The 19,149-nt window shown below is 53.1% G+C and carries 16 protein-coding genes; 12 read left to right on the top strand and 4 right to left on the bottom strand.

The genetic code is table 11. The features are described from left to right. The first annotated feature begins 19 nt into the window (after positions 1-19). From NST04_RS30555 to NST04_RS30595, 9 genes are all read left to right on the top strand, one after another. Complete coding sequence (locus NST04_RS30555; RefSeq protein WP_341187590.1) at positions 20-577, top strand: RNA polymerase sigma factor; 558 nt, start codon at positions 20-22, stop codon at positions 575-577. Continuing rightward, positions 559-1,743, top strand: coding sequence for a hypothetical protein (locus NST04_RS30560; RefSeq protein ID WP_341187591.1), 1,185 nt, complete (start codon positions 559-561; stop codon positions 1,741-1,743). Before NST04_RS30555 ends, NST04_RS30560 begins: the two co-directional genes overlap by 19 nt. 201 nt (positions 1,744-1,944) lie before the next feature. Next, positions 1,945-3,294 (top strand): ABC transporter substrate-binding protein, encoded by a 1,350-nt coding sequence (locus tag NST04_RS30565; protein WP_341187592.1) that lies wholly within the window; start codon positions 1,945-1,947, stop codon positions 3,292-3,294. A 280-nt stretch (positions 3,295-3,574) separates the two neighbouring features. Then, the gene (locus tag NST04_RS30570) at positions 3,575-4,537 is read left to right on the top strand and encodes a carbohydrate ABC transporter permease (RefSeq protein WP_341187593.1); all 963 of its coding nucleotides are present in this window, start codon (positions 3,575-3,577) and stop codon (positions 4,535-4,537) included. Further along, positions 4,534-5,379 (top strand): carbohydrate ABC transporter permease, encoded by an 846-nt coding sequence (locus NST04_RS30575; protein WP_341187594.1) that lies wholly within the window; start codon positions 4,534-4,536, stop codon positions 5,377-5,379. Before NST04_RS30570 ends, NST04_RS30575 begins: the two co-directional genes overlap by 4 nt. Before the next feature lie 102 nt (positions 5,380-5,481). Next, positions 5,482-7,245, top strand: a complete 1,764-nt coding sequence (locus NST04_RS30580) for a sensor histidine kinase (RefSeq protein WP_341187595.1) — start codon at positions 5,482-5,484, stop codon at positions 7,243-7,245. 43 nt (positions 7,246-7,288) lie between these two features. Further along, positions 7,289-8,893 (top strand): response regulator transcription factor, encoded by a 1,605-nt coding sequence (locus tag NST04_RS30585; protein WP_341188099.1) that lies wholly within the window; start codon positions 7,289-7,291, stop codon positions 8,891-8,893. A 28-nt stretch (positions 8,894-8,921) separates the two neighbouring features. Then, positions 8,922-10,088 carry a Gfo/Idh/MocA family protein gene (locus NST04_RS30590; RefSeq protein WP_341187596.1) on the top strand — a complete coding sequence of 389 codons (1,167 nt, stop codon included), beginning with the start codon at positions 8,922-8,924 and terminating at the stop codon, positions 10,086-10,088. 542 nt (positions 10,089-10,630) lie between these two features. After that, a complete protein-coding gene (locus NST04_RS30595; protein WP_341187597.1) occupies positions 10,631-11,017 on the top strand; it encodes a hypothetical protein in 387 nt (128 codons plus the stop codon). 466 nt (positions 11,018-11,483) lie between these two features. Here NST04_RS30595 and NST04_RS30600 read toward each other — a convergent pair whose 3' ends face one another. Both NST04_RS30600 and NST04_RS30605 read right to left on the bottom strand, forming a co-directional pair. Continuing rightward, positions 11,484-12,533, bottom strand: a complete 1,050-nt coding sequence (locus NST04_RS30600) for a HAMP domain-containing sensor histidine kinase (protein ID WP_341187598.1) — start codon at positions 12,531-12,533, stop codon at positions 11,484-11,486. Next, positions 12,530-13,204 (bottom strand): response regulator transcription factor, encoded by a 675-nt coding sequence (locus NST04_RS30605; RefSeq protein ID WP_341187599.1) that lies wholly within the window; start codon positions 13,202-13,204, stop codon positions 12,530-12,532. Before NST04_RS30605 ends, NST04_RS30600 begins: the two co-directional genes overlap by 4 nt. A gap of 215 nt (positions 13,205-13,419) precedes the next feature. On the opposite strand from NST04_RS30605, the gene NST04_RS30610 reads away from it, so the two are divergent. Together NST04_RS30610 and NST04_RS30615 are read left to right on the top strand one after the other, a co-directional pair. Further along, on the top strand, positions 13,420-15,798 hold the full coding sequence (locus NST04_RS30610) for an ABC transporter ATP-binding protein/permease (protein ID WP_341187600.1): 2,379 nt from the start codon (positions 13,420-13,422) through the stop codon (positions 15,796-15,798). Positions 15,799-15,976: 178 nt separating this feature from the next. Continuing rightward, positions 15,977-16,318, top strand: coding sequence for a hypothetical protein (locus NST04_RS30615; protein WP_341187601.1), 342 nt, complete (start codon positions 15,977-15,979; stop codon positions 16,316-16,318). A gap of 44 nt (positions 16,319-16,362) precedes the next feature. Here the strand turns inward: NST04_RS30615 and NST04_RS30620 are convergent, their stop codons facing one another. Together NST04_RS30620 and NST04_RS30625 are read right to left on the bottom strand one after the other, a co-directional pair. Beyond that, on the bottom strand, positions 16,363-16,653 hold the full coding sequence (locus NST04_RS30620) for a hypothetical protein (RefSeq protein ID WP_341187602.1): 291 nt from the start codon (positions 16,651-16,653) through the stop codon (positions 16,363-16,365). A 162-nt stretch (positions 16,654-16,815) separates the two neighbouring features. Further along, positions 16,816-18,246, bottom strand: a complete 1,431-nt coding sequence (locus tag NST04_RS30625) for a DHA2 family efflux MFS transporter permease subunit (protein ID WP_445667975.1) — start codon at positions 18,244-18,246, stop codon at positions 16,816-16,818. Between the two features lie 299 nt (positions 18,247-18,545). Here NST04_RS30625 and NST04_RS30630 point away from each other — a divergent pair, with 299 nt between their 5' ends. Then, positions 18,546-19,127, top strand: coding sequence for a TetR/AcrR family transcriptional regulator (locus tag NST04_RS30630; protein WP_341187604.1), 582 nt, complete (start codon positions 18,546-18,548; stop codon positions 19,125-19,127). Positions 19,128-19,149 lie beyond the last annotated feature (22 nt).

Genomic DNA, 19,149 nt, shown 5'->3' on the forward strand with positions numbered 1-19,149 from the left:
TTGCAGAAAGGAGATTATCGTGGACCCTATCGAAGAGAAGATTAGAAGGATTCAGGGCGGGGAAGGAGGCTTGTACTCGGATGTGATCAGGCTGTACCAGCAACGGATTTACCTCTATTGTTACCGCTTGTTGAATAACAAGGAAGAGGCAGAAGACGCAGTACAGGATATCTTGATCAAGGCCTACCAGAATATCGGGCAGTACAAGCCTCAGGCAGATTTCACCTCATGGCTCTACAAGATTGCTTATCATCATTGCCTCAATCAGCTGCGGCGGCAGAAATCACGGCAGCAGCTGCGGAAGCTGATCGGGCAGGAGGTTACGGAAAAGAGCGCCGAGCAAATGGCCCATGACCGCCTGTTCAGCGAGCCGGTCTCGGCGGCTCTGGGGAAGCTGGATGTGGAGGACCGGAATTTATTGATCCTGCGGATTTATGAAGATAAATCATTTGCGGAAATCAGTGAAATTCTGGGTGTGAGTACGGCTACCGTACGCAAAAGATATGAACGGACCAGGGAAAAACTTAAAAAAGCGATTGAGCGAAAGGAGAAACAATTATGGGCAAGCGTGAATTAACTCCGGAGGAGCAGTTTCTCAAAGATGGAGACCGTTCAGCACATTGGAACACCGTTGATGTTCATGATCCAGTAATGAAGGCGCTCGGGCTTGAGGGGGCATTGACTGCTCAAGGAGACGAGAACCTGCTTCAGACCCTTCCGCCAAGCGTAGAGGCACCTAAAGTAATGCGCAGAATGGAAACAAGAACCGGGCGGAGACAGAAGCGGATGCCGTTGAAGGGCTGGGCGGCGGCGGTCCTGGCACTGGTCTTGCTGGGCGGCGGCTATACCCAGTTCTCCGGTATACTCCAGCAAGGAGCTGAAGCCCAGAGTCCGGGGGAAGTCCGGCAAGGGGCCGGAGCCCAGTATAAGGTGCTTCCGTATCAGCCGCTTCCGGCGACGGCCTCCGGCGGAACGCTGATTGAGAAGGCGAAAGAACCCCTGAAGCCTTATATTCCCAACGCAGAGCCGGGTGCAGACGATGAAGCCAACAAGAAGCTGAGTATTCTCTATAACCAGAAGTATTCAAAAGGGGCAGAGCTTATGAAGGAGATTTTGCTTCCTGGAGAGTATGCCACCTATCTAATTACACGTGAAGGAGAGGAGGGAGAGGGGAGTATGAATATGTATCGTCCGCCCCTCACGTTCAAGGACTATACCGCCTATATGACCAGTGTAGAGGAGCACAATGCTCCGGTCCTGGAGCAGCCGGCGTATCTGCCGGAAGGGTATGCCCTGGACGAGGCCATCATCAAGCCTTTTTTCTTAAAAGTTCCGGATGTGCAGGAGCTTAAAGGCGAAAACGAGAGAGACCTGGGAGACAACTTCCAGTTGGCCTGGAGAGTTGAGAAGGCGGAGAACATTGACTATCCGTATTCCTCCCTGGTATACAAGAAAGGGGAGGCTCAGGTGAGAATCAGTGTCTCGCGTGTGGATGACAACCAAAACCCGGCAGACCCGCTCTCGTGGAGTGAACATACAAAGATGGAGAATATCGAGATTAAAGGCAGACAGGCCATTTTCTCGGATGACTCGGACAACAAGGAGCTCGACTTGGGGTTTAAGTACAGACTAGTTTGGGCTGAACCGGGTACAAAGGTTAACTATCGTGTATCAGTCGGCCAGGAGAATACGGAGCTAACGAAGGATGAGCTTATCGGTATTGCCGCCAGCATGATGAAATAAGTAATACAGATTTGACACTCAGGGCTGTTTCACTATCTTAGGATAGCGGAGCAGCCTTTGAACGTTTTTTGCCTAGCTGCAGGATGGCATATTCGTAAGATTTTATAAGAATTCGTGCATCGCCCTCCTATGAACTTCCAACCCGTCTTGTTAATATAGCAATGTAGCAAGAGAATACAGATGCATACAGGAGGGTTCAAGATGTTGAAATGGAAGCGTTCTCTTTCGGTCCTGGCGATGACAGCGATATTAGGTACACTGGCTGCCTGCGGCGGCGGAGGGAATAAAGTAAACAATGCAGGAGGGGCTACAGAAGCACCCGCCGGCACCAATGCGGCTGCAACGGCAGCTGCAACTGAAGCGCCAAGCACCAATGAACCGGTCAAGCTGCGGATTATGTGGTGGGGCTCCCAGCCGCGTCACGAAGCTACCTTGGCGGCACTGGAATTGTACACGAAGAACAATCCGAATGTAACCTTCGAGCCGGAATATTCCGGGATGGACGGTTATCTGGACAAATTATCCACGCAGGCTGCGGCCAACAACGCACCCGATGTGGTTCAGCTTGACCCGGGCTGGATGCCGGACTGGATGGCCCGCCAGCAATTGGCCGACCTGGCTCCTGAGGTCGATGTAAGCAAATTCGATACGAAGCTGCTGTCAGGCGGCCAATTGGACGGCAAGCAGTATGCCGTTCCGCTCGGCTCGGTGGCCTTCGGTATGGTATATGATAAAGCCGCTATGGATAAGCTGGGGATTGCGAATCCGGCCAACGGCTGGACCTGGGATGAGTTCTTCGCCCTGGCGAAGGAATCCAAGTCCAAGCTGCCGAAGGGGCAGTATTTCACCCTCGACTATGCAGGTAACTATTTCATGTACTCGGCGTATCAGTATGCCAGAGGCAAAGGGCAGGTCATCACGGATGACGGCCACTTCAACGTGGATGAAGCCACCTATCTGGACTGGACCCGCAAGTTCGAAGAGCTCCGCAAGGAAGGGCTTGTTCCTCCGGCGGATGTGAATGCTTCCGATAAGGAAAATGATCCGCAAATGGATCTGCTCGCAGCAGGCAAGGTACTGTTCCGTTACAGCTTCTCCAACAATCTGGGAACCTGGGACAGCATTAAGCCAGGAGCCTACGCACTTGTAACCATGCCGCGTGCCGAAGAGGCCGGAGGCTGGCTGAAGCCGTCGATGTACATGGCGGTCTCCAAGAACTCCAAGCATGCCGAAGAAGCCAAGAAATTCATCAACTGGTTCGTGAATGATGCTGAAGCGGCCAAGATTACCCAGACCTTCCGTGGCCTCCCGGCCAACAAGGATAACGCCGCTCTGCTGGAAGCTAATATGAGCGATCTGGATAAGGTAGGCTTGGCTCTGCTCCGTGCTACAGAGCCGGATGGCCAGACCTGGTCAGCCGGAGCCGGCGGCTGGACGAACTTCGTGGACAAAGACTGGGTACTGGTCCGTGATCAGCTCAGCTTCGGTAAATCCACACCGGAAGAGGCGTTCAAGCAGCTGAAGGAAGCCTCGCTATCCTACGAGAAATAAGGTATGAACTGAAAGCCCGGGACAGCAATGTTCCGGGCTTTATCTTTTTAAAAGATAAGAATTTATATGCTTCACGCTATAATTATCCTTATCTTTCTCGCTGAAACGGTACCGTCCTTAAAAGGACGGCATTGCCGTTTCCACTTGGAACGCGGTTATACTCGTGTTTTCGAATTAATCGTTATATTTTGAAAGAATTCGAGCATTGCCCTCCTTTAGCCGGAGTGTGGACCAATACTATACTTAAGCTATACAAATTGACCACAAGAGGTGACCACAGATGAACCGCTCCACAACCACTTTAGCCCAAGCCTCGCCAGCGCCCAAAAAAAGCTCTTATTTCAAAAGCCGGTGGAATGCTCCGCTTGCAGGCTATTTGTTTATTTCGCCCTGGCTGATCGGGTTCCTGGCCCTGACGGCGTATCCGTTGTTCTTATCGCTGTACTATTCGTTTACCGACTACACCCTGATGCAGCCGATGAAATGGATCGGGTCCCGCAATTACGAACGGATTTTCACCGCAGACCCCAAATTCATTCAATCCGCCAAAGTCACGGTCATGTACGTGCTGGCCTCTGTGCCTCTTAAACTAATTGCGGCCCTGCTCGTGGCCATGATTCTCAGCAGAGCGGTCAGAGGGATCAGCGTGTACCGCACAGCGATCTATTTCCCTTCACTGATCGGCGGAAGTATCGGGGTATCGCTGCTCTGGCGCAACATCTTCGGGGTAGACGGGATTTTCAACAAGCTGATTGCTGTCTTTGGCATCGAGGGGAAAAGCTGGATCACCAACCCGGACACTGCGCTTGGTACACTGATTCTGCTCACGGTCTGGCAATTCGGCTCAACCATGGTTATCTTCCTGGCCGGGCTGAAGCAGATTCCGAATGACTTATATGAGGCTTCCTCGGTAGACGGGGCTAATAAGTTCATTCAATTCTTCCGCATCACACTGCCCATGCTGTCGCCGATTCTCTACTTCAATCTGATCATGGCCGTGATCAACGCCTTCCAGATGTTCACCTCGGCCTTTGTGATTACGAATGGCGGACCGATGAACGCTACATACGTGTACGCTATGTATTTGTACGAACGGGCCTTCAGCCGGTACGAGCTGGGCTATGCCTCTGCACTGGCCTGGATTATGCTGGTCGCTATCGTAGCTGCAACGCTGCTGATCTCCTACACCTCGAAATATTGGGTATTCTATGAGACTGACACTGGAGGGAAAAAACGCAAATGACAACTCTGAATTGGAAGCCTGCACTCCGGCATGTGTTCATGATTCTCTTCAGCTTCATCATGGTCTATCCGATTGTCTGGTGGGTCGGTGCCTCGCTGAAGGATAGTACGGAGCTGAGTTCACCGGGAATCTTCCCGTCCGTCCCGCAATGGGAGAATTTCACCAAGGGCTGGAACTCGGTACCCGGACACACGTTCACCGATTTCTATCTCAACACCTTCTGGCTTGAAATTATGGTGCTGATCGCAACGCTGCTATCCTGTACACTGGTCGCTTTCGGGTTCGCCCGACTGGATTTTCCGCTCAAGAAATTCTGGTTCTCGATTCTGATGCTGACGCTGATGATGCCGGGCCAGGTACTGATCATTCCCCAGTACGCCTTGTTCCATCAGCTGGGCTGGGTGAACACGTATTTGCCGTTTGTCGTTCCCCATCTGCTGGCGGGCGGGGCCGGCGGGAGCTTCTTCGTCTTCCTGCTGATCCAGTTCATCCGCGGTGTGCCCAAGGAGCTGGATGAATCGGCCAAAATCGACGGTTGCTCCTGGTTCGGGATTTTCTGGAGAGTGGTCATGCCGCTGGCCTTCCCGGCGGTCGTTACGGTGACCATCTTCTGCTTCCTGTGGAACTGGGATGACTTCCTGGGACATCTCCTCTACATCAACACGGTTGACAAATACACGGTGGGTCTCGCGCTGCGCATGATCAATGACTCCCAGTCTGCAGCTGAGTGGGGCCAGCTTCTGGCCATGTCGCTTGTCTCTATTGTTCCGGCAACGCTTGTGTTCACCTTCCTGCAGAAGTATTTCGTGGACGGGATTGCCACAACAGGCATAAAGGGATAAGATTTAAAAAAAACATCCGTCCGATAACGGTAAAGCGCCTGAGCCTTATTCGACGCTTTACCGTTTATTTCTTGTGAACCGGAGGCGAAGGAAGGGGATCATTTGACCAACCCTTTTAAAAAGTACAGGATCGACCGTCTGTTTTTTCACAGCTTTGCCATTATTCTTATTCTGGTAATTGCAGTTACGGCTTGGACCAGCTACAGCAATTCCTCCAAAGCCCTTGTGCAGACGACCTCCCATTATCAGCAGCGGCTGCTGGATGAACTGAATAATGAAATTACCACCCGGCTGGATATGATTGAGCAGATCTCACTGTCTACCTCACGGGACAACGAGCTGACGACCTTTCTGCTGAACCGGCAGGATGATTTCGAGCGGTACCGCAAGCGTGTAAGCGTTGAGAGTGCCCTCGGCAATCTGACCTATGCCATTCCGTTGATTCAGGGGATTGACCTGTATATGGATGAACCGATGCCGAGCGACGGCCAGAGCTATATCCAGTTCCGGAATATTCGCGATTTGGATAAGCAGCCCTGGTCCAGGAATCTGGTAAAAAGCGATTTCGCCTGGTCGGGGGAACATTCCATTCCCAGCGTGCAGGGGGAGATTCCGGTTCTAAGCTTCGCCAGAAAGGTAATGAACGAGAACGATTATCTCGGAGTGCTGGTCGTCCATATTAAGGCCAAGGAGATTCGGGCGCTGCTGACCGGTAACTCCGCCGGGTCGAACCGGATCATGGCGGACAGCGGGGGGAAGCAAATTCTGAGCATCGGGGAGACACTGGAGCAGAACGAATGGTCTAAATGGATCGACCTCAAGAGCAACAAATCCGGCTATGTTCATATTCCCGGCGACAAGGATTCGGGCAATACCCTGCTCGTCTATTCCAGAATGGACAACTCCATATGGACACTGCTCGAATTCACCTCCTGGAAACAGATTACCGCAAGCAGTCTCGAACTGGCGGAATGGATCGGACTGATCGGGATTGGAGCGATTCTGCTGGTCCTGCTGCTGACGCATTATCTGAGCAAGCAGTTTACCAAGCCGATCAAGCAGCTTGTAAGCGCTATGAAGATGTATTCTGTGGGAGGGCATAGGGAGGAGCTGCCTATAGATTACGAGAATGAATTCGGGTATTTATTCTCCGGCTACCGCAAGCAGACCGATCGTATCGAGGAGCTGTATCTGTCGCTGGAGCGGCGGTATGAGCAGCAGCGCAAAGCGGAGATTGAGGCCTTGCAGGCCAATATCAATCCTCATTTTCTGTACAATATGCTGGACCAGCTCAACTGGATGGCGATTGAGGCCGGACAGGATGAGCTGAGCCGGATACTGGAGCTGATGGGCCAGATGTTCAGGATCGGCTTATCCAACGGCGCAAGCTTCATCATGGTGTCGGAAGAATTGCAGCACATCCAGTGTTATCTGGAGATCCAGCAGCTCCGCTGGGGCGACGGCCTGGAGTACACCATCAATGTGGAGCCGGAGCTTCTGGAGGCTTACCTTCCCAAGCTCACCCTGCAGCCTTTTGTGGAGAACTCCATTGTACACGGATTCAATAAACAACGCAGCGGACAGGTCACCATCCGCTTGACTAAGATTGAGGAGACACTGCAGATTATAATTGATGATAACGGGGCCGGTCTGAAGCAGCCGGAGGCGCGGCCGCAGAGGCGGCACACCGGCGGTTATGGCATACGGAATGTGAGAGAGCGGATTGCCGGATATTTCGGAAATGACTACGGGGTTACGCTGAAGGAACGTGAAGAGGGAGGGACCCGGGTAGAGATTGTTCTACCGCTGCTCAGAGAGGCTCCGGCACAGATACTGACTGCTTCTCTCGCCGTGAAGGAAGGCTGAATGCGGCTGCTGCGGGACAGAGAAGCTTAAGGAGGCAGACATGATGTGGAAGATCGCTATTGTTGACGATGAGCGCCAGGTGCTTCAGGGGATGAAGCGGGCGATTCCATGGGAGGAGCTGGATGCAGAGTGGGCCGGTGAGGCGCTTAACGGGGAAGACGGTCTGGCGATGATCCGCGAAGCCAGCCCGGACATTGTAATCACCGATATCTACATGCCGGTGATGAGCGGCCTGGAGATGATGGAGCAATTAAGGAACGAGGGCTTCAAGGGCAAAATTATTATTTTGAGCGGATACTCAGACTTTGAGCATGCCAGACAAGCCCTCCGGCTTCAGGTCAGTGACTATGTCTCCAAGCCGATCAGTCTGCCTACGCTTAGAACGATCCTTCATAAGGTGATCGCGGAGCTTATCAGAGAGCAGGAGAAGGTGATCCGGCAAGGCGAGCTGGAGCTGAAAATGATGCTGTACGAGCCTTTTGTCGAGAAGGAGTGGGTCCGGTCCGCAGCGGTCGGCACCCTGGAGCCTTCGTACCGGAACAATTCCCATCTTCCGCCTTCGTACCATTACTGGCTGGAGGGCAGGCATGCGACTATCGGGATTGAGCTGATCCGCGATGACCGGGCCAGCTCCTTCTCGGTCTCGGACTGGAATCTGCTGCGCTTCGCGGTCAGCAATATTGCCTGTGAGGTCACACGCAAGCATTACGCCAATATGGAATACACCGAGCTGAACAGCTACAGGGCTCTGCTGATTATTCACCCCGAAGCTGAATGCACACAGCAGCTGGAGGAGCTGGGAATCCGGCTGGTCGACAGCATCCACTCGTATCTCAGGCTGGTGGTCCGCATAGGTATAGGGGGACTGAAGGATACGTGGACGAAGATTCCCGAATCGACGGAGGAGGCGTTCCGCGCGATGGATCACGGGGCCTTGCGGATCAGCCCGGCCTATGAGGTGTACTGCTACCGGGAGAGCCACAGCAGCGGGCAGGACCGTGGAGTTCTTTTCCCGGTGAAGTTCTCTTACAAGCTGGCCGCTGCGATGAAGGCTTCACAGGAGACGGAGGCGCAGCAGCTTGTACACGGATACATTACCGAGCTGCAAGCGCAGCAAGGGGTCTCCGCCAGCTACGTGCAGATGCTAGGGAGCGAGCTATGGGGTATTATCACCTACTCCCTGTATGAGTCGGGCTTCGTGCTTGATGATCTGTTCACCAATGACCAGATTGCCCAGGAGATCGGCAACCTGGCCATACCTGACCAGCTGGCAGGCTGGTTGTCCGCCAAAATCACAGCGATCTGCGCCAGCCGCCAATGGAAGGGCAGCAGCAAGCACCGACAGGTCGTTGATTTCATGACCAACTACATTCATGAGCATTATGCCGAGGAGCTTACGCTGGCTGATCTGTCGGATAAGGTATTCATCTCCCGCAATCATCTGTCGATTATCTTCAAGAACATCACCGGGGAGACCTTCAACAACTACCTGACCCGGGTACGGATTGAGAAGGCCAGGGAGCTGTTAATGGAGCGCAATATGCTGGTCTATGAGGTGGCAGAGAGGGTTGGCTACAAGAACATTCCTTATTTCAGCACGCTATTCAAGAAGATCACCGGCATGAATCCTACCGAGCTGATCAAATGATGACACATATAATCCACCAGAGACAAGTATGATGGTAGAAGCCGCGATGACGAAGCAGGGAATTGCGGCTGAGCCGCACCAACATCAATGTGTCATCAAGGAGGACAGGAATATGCCCGTTAACTTCAGCATTATCGGCGGAGCGGGATTCCGCGCACAGTATTATTTACGAATTGCCCGGGTCATGCCGGACCGGTTTCGGGTTGGCGGCCTTGTGGTCAGGGACCGGGCTGAGGGACAGGAGATAGAAGCAGCGTGGGGCGTTCAGACGTACCGTTCCCTTGACGAGCTGCTGCAGAATGAGGACCCGGATTTCGCAGTGGTCTCTGTCAGCGGCGGGGCGGCCATGAACTATTTGTACCGCCTGGCGGAGATTGGCCTACCGGCGCTGGCAGAGACACCGCCTGCCTCCAGTCTGGAAGAGCTGGAGCAGCTGCACAAGGAGCTGACTGTACACGGGGCCTGGATACAAGTCGCAGAGCAGTACCCGTACCATCCTGTTCAAGAGGCGCGGCTGTCGCTGATCCGCTCCGGCAGGCTGGGCAGAATCACCGAAGCGACCGTCTCTGTATCCCATCTGTATCACGGGGCAAGCCTGATGCGCAGGATGCTCGGCATCGGGTTCGAGGAGGCCGTCATCCGGGGGATGCGGTTCGAATCCAGCTGGGTTGGCGGACCAACCCGCAGCGGCCCTCCGGCTGAAGACAAGCTGATTCCGCTGCACAGGGATCTGGCTTGGCTGGATTTCGGAGACCGGCTGGGCATATATGATTTCACCAAGGACCAGCACCGCTCCTGGACGCGCTCGAATCACCTTAGCGTGCGCGGCGAACGCGGAGAGATCTTCGACAACCGGGTGCTGATCCAGCAGGATAATCTGGTGCCTCTGCAACTGGAACTGAAGCGGATCAACCGAGGAGAGCAGGAGAATGCTGAAGGCTATTACCTCCAAGGGATTATTTGCGGAGAGCAGTGGCTCTACACGAATCCGTTCATCCCTGCCCGTCTGTATGATGATGAGCTCGCCATTGCGTCCTGTCTGGACAAGATGGCCCTCTATTCCGCTGGCGGCCCCGGCTTCTACGGGCTGGAGGAAGCCTCGCAGGATGTATACCTCGGCAAGATGATTGAGAAGGCCATCGAGTCCGGCGAAGCCATAAGAACTGAGCGGATGTGCTGGGCGGAGGGGAAGTAGGGTTGTGGCAGGAGCATAGCTGCTGGCGGGAGTGTAGCTGCTGGCGGGAGTGTAGCTGCTGGCGGGAGTGTAGCTGTTGGCGGGAGTGTAGCTGCTGACAGGAGTGTAGCTGCTGACAGGAGTGTAGCTGCTGGCGGGAGTGTAGCTGCTGTCAGGAGTGTAGCAGCTGGCGGGAGTATAGCTGCTGGCAGCTGCTTGTTTGCCCAAACCTCGGGTCCGTGAATCCTCCATCGCCCCGACCATTTTCGCAGTGAGAGGTGCATTTTAGCAGTGAGAGGTACGTTTTAGCAGTGAGAGGTACACCTGGAAGCGAAGTTGATCCACCGGTGAAGGATGCTATTGACGCCTGCAGTGTGGCGATACTATAATTTGTAAAACGGATGAAGCACATCCCGCGCCCTGGTTTATCGGGTGCGGGATTTTTTGTGCGTGGATATGCCAAGTAACTTTAGGTTCAAACGCCCCGTAAGCGAGTGAGCAAGTGGGATGATCAAGCTATGTTTGCGGGGAGAGAGATGATTTTGCAGAGGAGGAAGAGAGGAATGGGATTTGCCGAAGAGCATCAGAGATGGCCGGAGTACCATAAGAAACGCAGGGCAGGGGAGCGTCTGGACCGGCTGGATCGGGGGCACCGGCATGGGGAGCAAATGTTTGTAGAGCGGGTATGGTGGCCGATTTTCGGTAACCTGGATGATCTGCATCCCGAGTACGAGGTAGCAGACTGGCGGGGCAGGCCGTATTTTGTGGATTTTGTGTGGAAGCCGGGACAGGTTAAGTTCGCTATCGAGATCAAGGGATATGGGCCGCATGTTCAGAATACGGACCGCACCCGTTACCGTCAGGAGCTGAACCGGGAGACGTATCTGCAAATTGCCGGATACCGCGTCATCGCCATCCCGTACGATGATCTGGAGTCCTCACCGGAGTAGACCATCTCCCTGCTGAAAGCTTTGCTAACCCCATGTTTGTTGAAAACCAGTTCTAAGAGGAGTAGCCAATTTGCAAGGATAGAGCGCGACATACTGCATATGGCGAGCCGGATGAATGGGATGATACGGCCGGTGGATGTGGTGAAGGGGCTTGGTATTGATCCGCGAACGGTGAAGAAAAACTTGAATAGTTTGTGTGACAAAGGCAAGCTCAAGCCTGTCTTGTTGCAAGGAAGTAATAGAATATGCCGGTATGAGCTTGTTCCATCTATTTTGGATAATGAGATATGGTAGATTGTAACGTCTGATCCCGCCAAAAGTGGGTGTGGGGAGGAAATGAGAGGGATAAATCCCTCTGATCCCGCCAAAAGTGGGCGCGGGGAGGAAATAGGAGGGATAAATCCCTCTGATCCCCCGCAAGCGGCCACAAAAGGGCGCACGCCCAAAGCCGCAAGCGCGCAGGGGCCTAATGAGCTGCCCCGCCCACCGGCAGCTTAATCGTGAACGCCGAGCCCTGGCCCGGCTCGCTGCGCACCTCGATGGTGCCTTTGCTCAGGCTGATGATGCGCGCGGCCAGCGGCAGGCCGAGGCCGTTGCCTCCGGCGGAGCGGGCGGGGTCGCCCTGGTAGAACTTCTCGAAGATGTGCTTGCGCACCTTCGGGGTCATGCCGATGCCGGTGTCCGCGATGACCACCGAGATCCAGGTCCCGTCCGAGTGGAGCGCGACCGAGATCATCCCGCCCTCCGGCGTGAACTTGATCGCATTGCCCAGCACATTAAGCCACACCTGCATCATCAGCTCTTCGTTGCCATAATACCGCTGCTCATCCAGCTCAATGTCCAGATTCAGCTGCTTGGCGGCCCAGAGGGATTCCAGCAGCAGCAGTGCCTGGCGGAGCTGCTCGTCCAGCGGATATTCGGCCAGCTCTGAGAGCATCTCCTGGTTCTCCAGCTTGGAGATCTTGAGGATGTTACCGGACAGATTAGACAGCTGCCGTGAGCTCTCGATAATCATTCCGGTGTATTCGTCATGCTCCTCCTTGCTCAGATTCTCCTCCTGCAGCAGCATGGCGTACCCTTCAATCGCTGCAATAGGCGTCTTAAATTCGTGAGACACATTCACGACGAAGTCATTGCGCAGGGTCTCGATGCTGCGCAGCTCCTGGACCATCAGATTGAAGTGATGTGCCACTTCACTGATCTCATCTACACGGTGCGACTCATTCAGGTAGATGTCGAAGTTGCCCTTGGCGATTTCTTTGGCAGCACGGCTGAAGTCTGTGATCGGGGCCAGAATTTTTTTGCCGACCATAATACTAATCGTAGTCCCGATGACCAGACTGAACAGCATCGTAGTCAGCAGGGGCGGGAACATATTGCGGTGCCCTATCGTATTATGCCCCACGCGGATATATAAGAAGGCCAGAGCAGACAGAATTACGACGAAGAATAGAATAATCACGAATACCATCGATACGAAATACCACCACAAGCCTCTATTGTTCCCCCGGATCATCCCCGCTTCACCGCCTTATAGCCCAGCCCTCTGACCGTAACAATCTCGAAATCCGCACTGTTCCGGAAACGCTCCCGCAGCCGGTTAATGTGGACTACCACCGTATGCTCATCCGACTCGGAGTCCATCCCCCAGATTTCATCCATGAGCTGCTGCTTGGTGAAAATTTTATTCGGGTAAGAGATCATTTTATAGAGGAGATAGAATTCTTTCTGCGGCAGCACGATGCTCTCAGGCCCCTGAATCACGGTTAACGTATCATAGTCCAGCACGGTATGGCCCCATTCGATTTTGCGTTCACTGATGATTTTGGCCCGGCGCAGCAGCGCCCCGACACGCAGGATCATCTCATTCACATTGACCGGCTTGACCATATAATCATCGATGCCAACGAGGAAGCCCTGCTGCTTATCGGCAAAAGTCTCCCGTGCCGTCACCATCAGGACCGGAAGCTGGCTGTTGTTGTCCCGGAGCATCCGTGTCAGCTCAAAGCCGTCCATCACAGGCATCATAATATCGCAGATCATCAGATCGATGTATTCCTTATCCAGCATCTCCAGCGCATCCTCGCCATTCATAGCCGGAACCGCGCGGTAGCCGTGCCTGGTCAGTACAGTGCAGAAGAGCTGCCGCAGCTTGGCGTCGTCCTCCACTACAAGAATAGTAAACATAGATTCTCCTCCTGGAACGGTTCCATGTAATAGAACGTATAGCTTGTATAGATGTTTTGCGGATTCTTCCAGTATACCTCATGAAGATCAACTTAATCTCAACCGGGAGTTTAGGTTTAGTTTATATTGGACGATTATACTGGGGAACAGCAGGACAGGAAGTACGAAGCACATACAGAGAATAAGAGTATAGGAATGGAAAGGGAGACTGGACAATGCTGCAATTAAAAAACATCACCAAGAGCTATAAGACCGGCGAATTCACTCAAGTCGCACTGGATAAAGTAAATCTCAATTTCAGAGAAAGTGAGTTCGTTGCGATTCTGGGCCAGAGCGGCTCAGGCAAGACCACGCTGCTCAACATCGTCGGCGGACTGGATCAGTATGACAGCGGAGAGCTGATCATTAACGGCCAATCGACAGAGCGCTTCAAGGACAGCGAGTGGGATGCGTACCGGAATAACAGTGTCGGCTTTATTTTTCAGAGCTATAATCTGATCTCACACTTAAGCATCACGGACAACGTGGAGATGGGGATGACGCTCAGCGGGGTATCTTCAGCCGAGAAGCACCGTAAGGCGCTGGAGGTACTGGAGAAGGTTGGCCTTAAGGATCATGTGCACAAAAAGCCGAACCAGCTCTCCGGCGGACAGATGCAGCGTGTAGCCATTGCCCGGGCGCTCGCGAACAATCCCGATATTATCCTGGCCGATGAGCCTACCGGGGCCCTGGATTCGGAGACGAGTGAGCAGATCATGGAGCTGATTAAGACCATTGCCGAGGATAAGCTCGTCATTATGGTTACCCATAACCCGGAGCTGGCGGAGAATTATGCAGACCGTGTCATCCGCTTCTCGGACGGACATGCCATCTCGGACAGCAACCCGCTGGCTACGCAGAAGACCTCAAGTGCGTACAAGCTGAAGCAGACAAGCATGAGCTTCCTCACCGCCCTCAAGTTATCCGGCAAAAACATTGCCACCAAGAAATGGCGCACGGGATTGACCGCTTTTGCCTCCAGTATCGGAATTATCGGTATTGCTCTGATTCTGTCCCTGTCCAATGGCTTCGACAAACAGATCAGCTCCTATGAGACCGGGGCCTTATCCAACTTCCCGGTTTCCATCAACCAGACAGCGATCAACTTGCAGAATGCGGGCCCTCCCGGCAAAGAAGCCACGGAGCTTACCGCATACCCAGCAGAGAAGAAGCTCTACCCGTATGACCCTACTGTCAACTCCGCTATGCATGTGAATGTGCTGACTAAGGAGTATATGCAGTATCTGGACGGGATTGATCCTAAGCTGCTGGACGGCGTGTCGTACACCCGCAGTGTGAAGATGAACATGCTGGTCAAGGATGGGGATAAGGCAGTGGCCCTGGATACCAGCAAAATCACCGTGGCTCCGTATCCCAGCAAACAGGATAGTGCTTCGGGAAGCTACCTGGAGCAGTACTATGACCTGCTGGAAGGAACCTTCCCTGCAGAGAAGACAGATCTGGTGCTCATCGTGGATCAATACAACCGTATGACCAAGGCGGAAGTGGATGCGCTCGGGCTGGACTATGAAGCCAAGAGCATCAATCTGAGCGATCTGGTCGGCAAGCCGGTGAAGCTGATCATGAACAACGATTATTATAAAAAGAACGGCGAACAGTTCGTGGTCAATGCTCCAGGCGGGAATATGAATGATCTTTACGACAGCCCTAAGGCGGTTACGCTTAAAATTGCTGGTGTGCTGCGCGCACAGGAAGGGTCGAGAATCTCAACGCTGTCGCCCGGTCTGGTCTACTCCGACGAGCTGGCGGCCTCCTTCATTGCTGATGCGAAGGAATCCGAGATTGTCCTGGCCCAAGAGAAGGCAGATATCAATGTGTTAACGGGACAGGGGCTGTCGGATGGCCTTACAGGCTCGGGTTCAACCGGCCCGATGGGCGGGTCTGCTATGATGAACGCGGGACAGGCTGCTGCTGCCGGTATGGCTTCTCCCACGAAGGAGAATGCGCTTGCCACTCTGGGGGCTACCGATATCCCGACAGCAGTCTCACTGTATCCGATTGATTTCAGTGCGAAGGAATCCGTAAATGCTTATCTGGACAAATGGAATGAAGGCAAAGCGGCAGAGGATCAGGTGCAATATACTGACCTTGCAGCGATTGTGACGAATATTTCCGGCGGAATTATGGACGGGATTACGATGGTGCTGATTGCTTTTGCGGCGATTTCTCTGGTGGTATCCCTGATCATGATTGCGATCATTACGTATATTTCCGTGATGGAACGTACGAAGGAGATCGGCGTATTGCGTGCACTGGGTGCCCGTAAGAAGGATATCACGCGGGTGTTCAATGCCGAGACCTTCATTATCGGGGCTTGCTCAGGGATTCTGGGCATCGGCATCACTTATCTGCTGACCATCCCGGTCAATGCGGTCCTCTACAACCTGACGGAGCTGAAAAATGTCGCCCAGCTGAATCCGCTCCACGCGCTCATTCTGGGTGTCATCAGCGTGCTGCTGACCATGCTCGGCGGTGCTATCCCGGCCAAAATGGCGGCGAAGAAGGACCCGGTGGCTGCCCTGCGCAGTGAATAACGGGCCGTAGTCCAGATCCGCCAGACTGAAATGACGAAGAACCAAGGGAATCCGTTCCTTTGGTTCTTTCTGCATTCTATTTTGCAAGAAAAATTGCCATAGATCACAGACAAATAGGGAGATAGTGGGATAAAATAACAGGAAATAGAGATTTAATCATATACCCAGGAGGGATCAAATGAAGACCAGAGGCAAGTTGCAGGTCATTGCGGGTTTTCTTATGCTGGCGCTAATTATTACCTTGCACGATGTGCTAGAGAATCAGAATCTGAGAATCGTATTATCGATCACTGTAGCGGTAGCCGCTGCTTATTTTCTGTCCAAAATCAGTCTCCCGCAGCAGGTATCCGGCAGAACGATAACGGTAGGATTGGTGTCACTGCTGGGATTCACTTGCGTGTACCATGTTCTACTGTCCCTAGCGCTGGAGCAAAGTATATTCGCTAATTATTTTTGGGTTTTCTTATGCGTCATTTACCTGTTAATCTGGATGCGTGCCCGGCTAAGTCCCTCAAAATAACAGCCGCCGCTTGCATTGGGAGTAGCCGGAGCAGCAGTCTGGGATTACTCCGCAGAAGGCAGCTGGGCGCGCAGCGTTTTCTTTTTATTAATCTCCTTGGACAGCTCTAACTGCTGCTGGGAGATTTTTTTGAGTTCAGCCTGCAGCTTGGTGATGCGGCTCATTTTACTGCTGAGGGAGCTTGGGGATGAGCTTAGCTTGCAGTCCTTTTCCAGCTGGTTGATCTTGAGCTTGGTCTTTCGGGTCTTCTTCTGCAGCTCTGTAATACCGGCTTCCATCTCTGCGATCTCCTGGTTTAAACGATCCAGCACCGGTCTTGTGAAATTAATTGCCATTCGGGCACCTCTTACTTTTCTTAAAATATAATAAGCAGTCAGGATATCATTGTACTATAAGCGCCAGGTATATGCGAGATGTGGAAGAAGACCCATGGAGTGCGCTCCGCGGGTCTTCTTCTATATGCAGCCTATGAATTAGCAAAGCATCAGGCGCTCTCCTTAGATTTCCTCGGCGACAACAGCTGGCTGCTTCAGGGCCGGTTCCTTGGCCTGACCCACCTGCTTAATGAAGAAGGAGAGGAAGAGCCCGATAATCCCGATGCCCACGATAACCAGATAGGAATCGTTGATGCCCTGGATGGAAGCCTCCATTATCATATGCTGCTGAGTCTCGCCGGCAGTTCCGCCGCTGGACATAATATCCTGGAAGTGAGTGGCGGTACGGCTGGTCATCACGGTGACCAGCAGAGAAGTGCCTACTGCGCCGGCAACCTGTCTTACGGTATTGGAGATCGCTGTGCCATGTGAATTCAGCCTGGAGGGCAGTTGATTCAGCCCGAGGGTCTGAATAGGCATCAGCAACAGGGCCATGCCAATCCGGCGGCCGGTAGACATCAGCATCAGATAACCGTAGCTTGTCGAGTCTGTAAGATTCACGAAGCTGAGCGTAGTCAGAATCGTGATCGTCAGGCCGATAATGGCGAGCCATTTCGCTCCGAAGCGGTCGAACAGCTTACCGGTGACTGGCATCAGTGCGCCCATAATGACTGCGCCGGGCAACAGCAGCAGGCCGGACTCCATAGCGGTGAAGCCGCGGGCATTCTGCAGATAGAGCGGCAGCAGCATCATATCCGCATACATCACAATCGTAACCGCCACACTGATAACGGTGGTCAAGGAGAACATATTATATTGGAAGGCCCGCAGATCCAGCAGCGGGCTCCCGGAAGTGAGCTGCTTCCATATGAATAATCCAAGCGATATAGCGCCTGCGGCCAGCGACAATAACACCTCTGCACTGGACCAGCCAGCACTGGCTGCCCGGCTGAAGCCGTAGAGCAGGGTACCGAATCCAATGGTCGACAGGATCACGCTGGTGATGTCGATTTTGGGGAAAGAACGCTCAGCCACATTTTTCAGATAAATAAAACCGCATACGATGACTATAACCGTGAGCGGAAGCATGCCGTAGAACATCATCTCCCATGAATAACGTTCCATAATATATCCAGCCAGAGTAGGGCCAATGGCTGGGGCAAAGATAATGGCCAGCCCGACCATCCCCATGGCGGCGCCTCTTTTTTCACGCGGGAAGAGGGTCAAAATAACCTGGGTAAGCAGCGGCATAATAATGCCGGCACCGGCAGCCTGAATCATCCGTCCGGTAAGCAGCACCGGGAAGCTGCCTGCGAGCGCCGATACAAGGGTACCCGTGAAGAAAATAAACATCGAGGTCTGGAACAGCTCCCGTGTAGTGAAGCGCTGCATCAGATAGGCCGTAATGGGAATCAGTACACCGTTAACCAGCATATAGCCGGTAGTGAGCCACTGGGCCGTGGCCGCTGTAATATTGAAGTCATGCATAAGCTCCGGTGTAGCCACGCTCATGATGGTCTGATTCAGCGTAGCCAGAAAGGCACCGAGAATCATTACGAAAAGAATAGGTCCCTTGGAAATGGACGGAACTTCTTGGCTTGCTGTCTTGTTACTCACTATTCTCCATCCTTTCAAACCGCCAACTCATGGACTAAATTTACAATGTGTCGTATAGTTTACAATGTATAAAGTAGATTATAAATGAAAATTTCATGTAATCAAGCAACGATTTCCGGGAAAATGTAATTTAGTTGACACTTAGAGGATATGTGTAGTGTATGTGGTTGAAAAACGACACTTTAGACTGAAATTGTAGCCTGCCCTTAGACGGCAGCAGATTGGAGAGACCAGAAATGACAAATCCGGCCCAGCGGACAGATCCGCGCGTTCTTCGTACACGCCAATTCCTCAAAGAGGCTCTGATTGAACTGATGGAAGAGATGAGCATTGAGAAAATCACCGTCAACCGCCTTGCACAGCGGGCCCAAATTAACCGTGTGACCTTCTATCTGCATTACCGGGATATTCCGGATATGCTGGAGAAAATGGCGGATGATATGGCTGAGGAGGTTCTGGAGGTGGTGAGAGCGGATACGGACTTTACGGAAGCTGCACAAGAAGAGAAGTGGCCGATGCTGGAGCACCTGCTTGTGCATATTGCCGAGAACGCCAAATTCTACAAAATCGTACTTACGTCGCGCAAGAGTACGATATTTACCGACCGGCTTTTTAAACTGATGGCAGACATTATTTCTGCACGGGTGGAGAGCAGGGTTACCGCGCATGAGGCTTCGGAACCAACGGTGCAGAAGGATATCGCTGTGTGGTACGGCTCGGCGGCCCTCATTGGTACCATCATCGCCTGGCTTCGGGAGGACATGCCGTATACACCGCAGTATCTGGCGAAACAGATTACTTCACTGCGGGCGAATTAATTGCCCGATGCATTCCTTCTTG

Origin of the sequence: Paenibacillus sp. FSL H7-0756, from assembly GCF_038006765.1 — a bacterium.
GTDB lineage: Bacteria > Bacillota > Bacilli > Paenibacillales > Paenibacillaceae > Paenibacillus_AQ.

Bases quoted from the DNA above. Each gene is read 5' to 3' on its own strand.
- NST04_RS30560 (WP_341187591.1), top strand. From the start codon at position 559: ATGGGCAAGCGTGAATTAACTCCGGAGGAGCAGTTTCTCAAAGATGGA.
- NST04_RS30565 (WP_341187592.1), top strand. From the start codon at position 1,945: ATGTTGAAATGGAAGCGTTCTCTTTCGGTCCTGGCGATGACAGCGATA.
- NST04_RS30570 (WP_341187593.1), top strand. From the start codon at position 3,575: ATGAACCGCTCCACAACCACTTTAGCCCAAGCCTCGCCAGCGCCCAAA.
- NST04_RS30575 (WP_341187594.1), top strand. From the start codon at position 4,534: ATGACAACTCTGAATTGGAAGCCTGCACTCCGGCATGTGTTCATGATT.
- NST04_RS30585 (WP_341188099.1), top strand. From the start codon at position 7,289: ATGTGGAAGATCGCTATTGTTGACGATGAGCGCCAGGTGCTTCAGGGG.
- NST04_RS30590 (WP_341187596.1), top strand. From the start codon at position 8,922: ATGATGGTAGAAGCCGCGATGACGAAGCAGGGAATTGCGGCTGAGCCG.
- NST04_RS30595 (WP_341187597.1), top strand. From the start codon at position 10,631: ATGGGATTTGCCGAAGAGCATCAGAGATGGCCGGAGTACCATAAGAAA.
- NST04_RS30600 (WP_341187598.1), bottom strand. From the start codon at position 12,533: ATGATCCGGGGGAACAATAGAGGCTTGTGGTGGTATTTCGTATCGATG.
- NST04_RS30605 (WP_341187599.1), bottom strand. From the start codon at position 13,204: ATGTTTACTATTCTTGTAGTGGAGGACGACGCCAAGCTGCGGCAGCTC.
- NST04_RS30610 (WP_341187600.1), top strand. From the start codon at position 13,420: ATGCTGCAATTAAAAAACATCACCAAGAGCTATAAGACCGGCGAATTC.
- NST04_RS30615 (WP_341187601.1), top strand. From the start codon at position 15,977: ATGAAGACCAGAGGCAAGTTGCAGGTCATTGCGGGTTTTCTTATGCTG.
- NST04_RS30620 (WP_341187602.1), bottom strand. From the start codon at position 16,653: ATGGCAATTAATTTCACAAGACCGGTGCTGGATCGTTTAAACCAGGAG.
- NST04_RS30625 (WP_445667975.1), bottom strand. From the start codon at position 18,246: ATGATTCTCGGTGCCTTTCTGGCTACGCTGAATCAGACCATCATGAGC.
- NST04_RS30630 (WP_341187604.1), top strand. From the start codon at position 18,546: ATGACAAATCCGGCCCAGCGGACAGATCCGCGCGTTCTTCGTACACGC.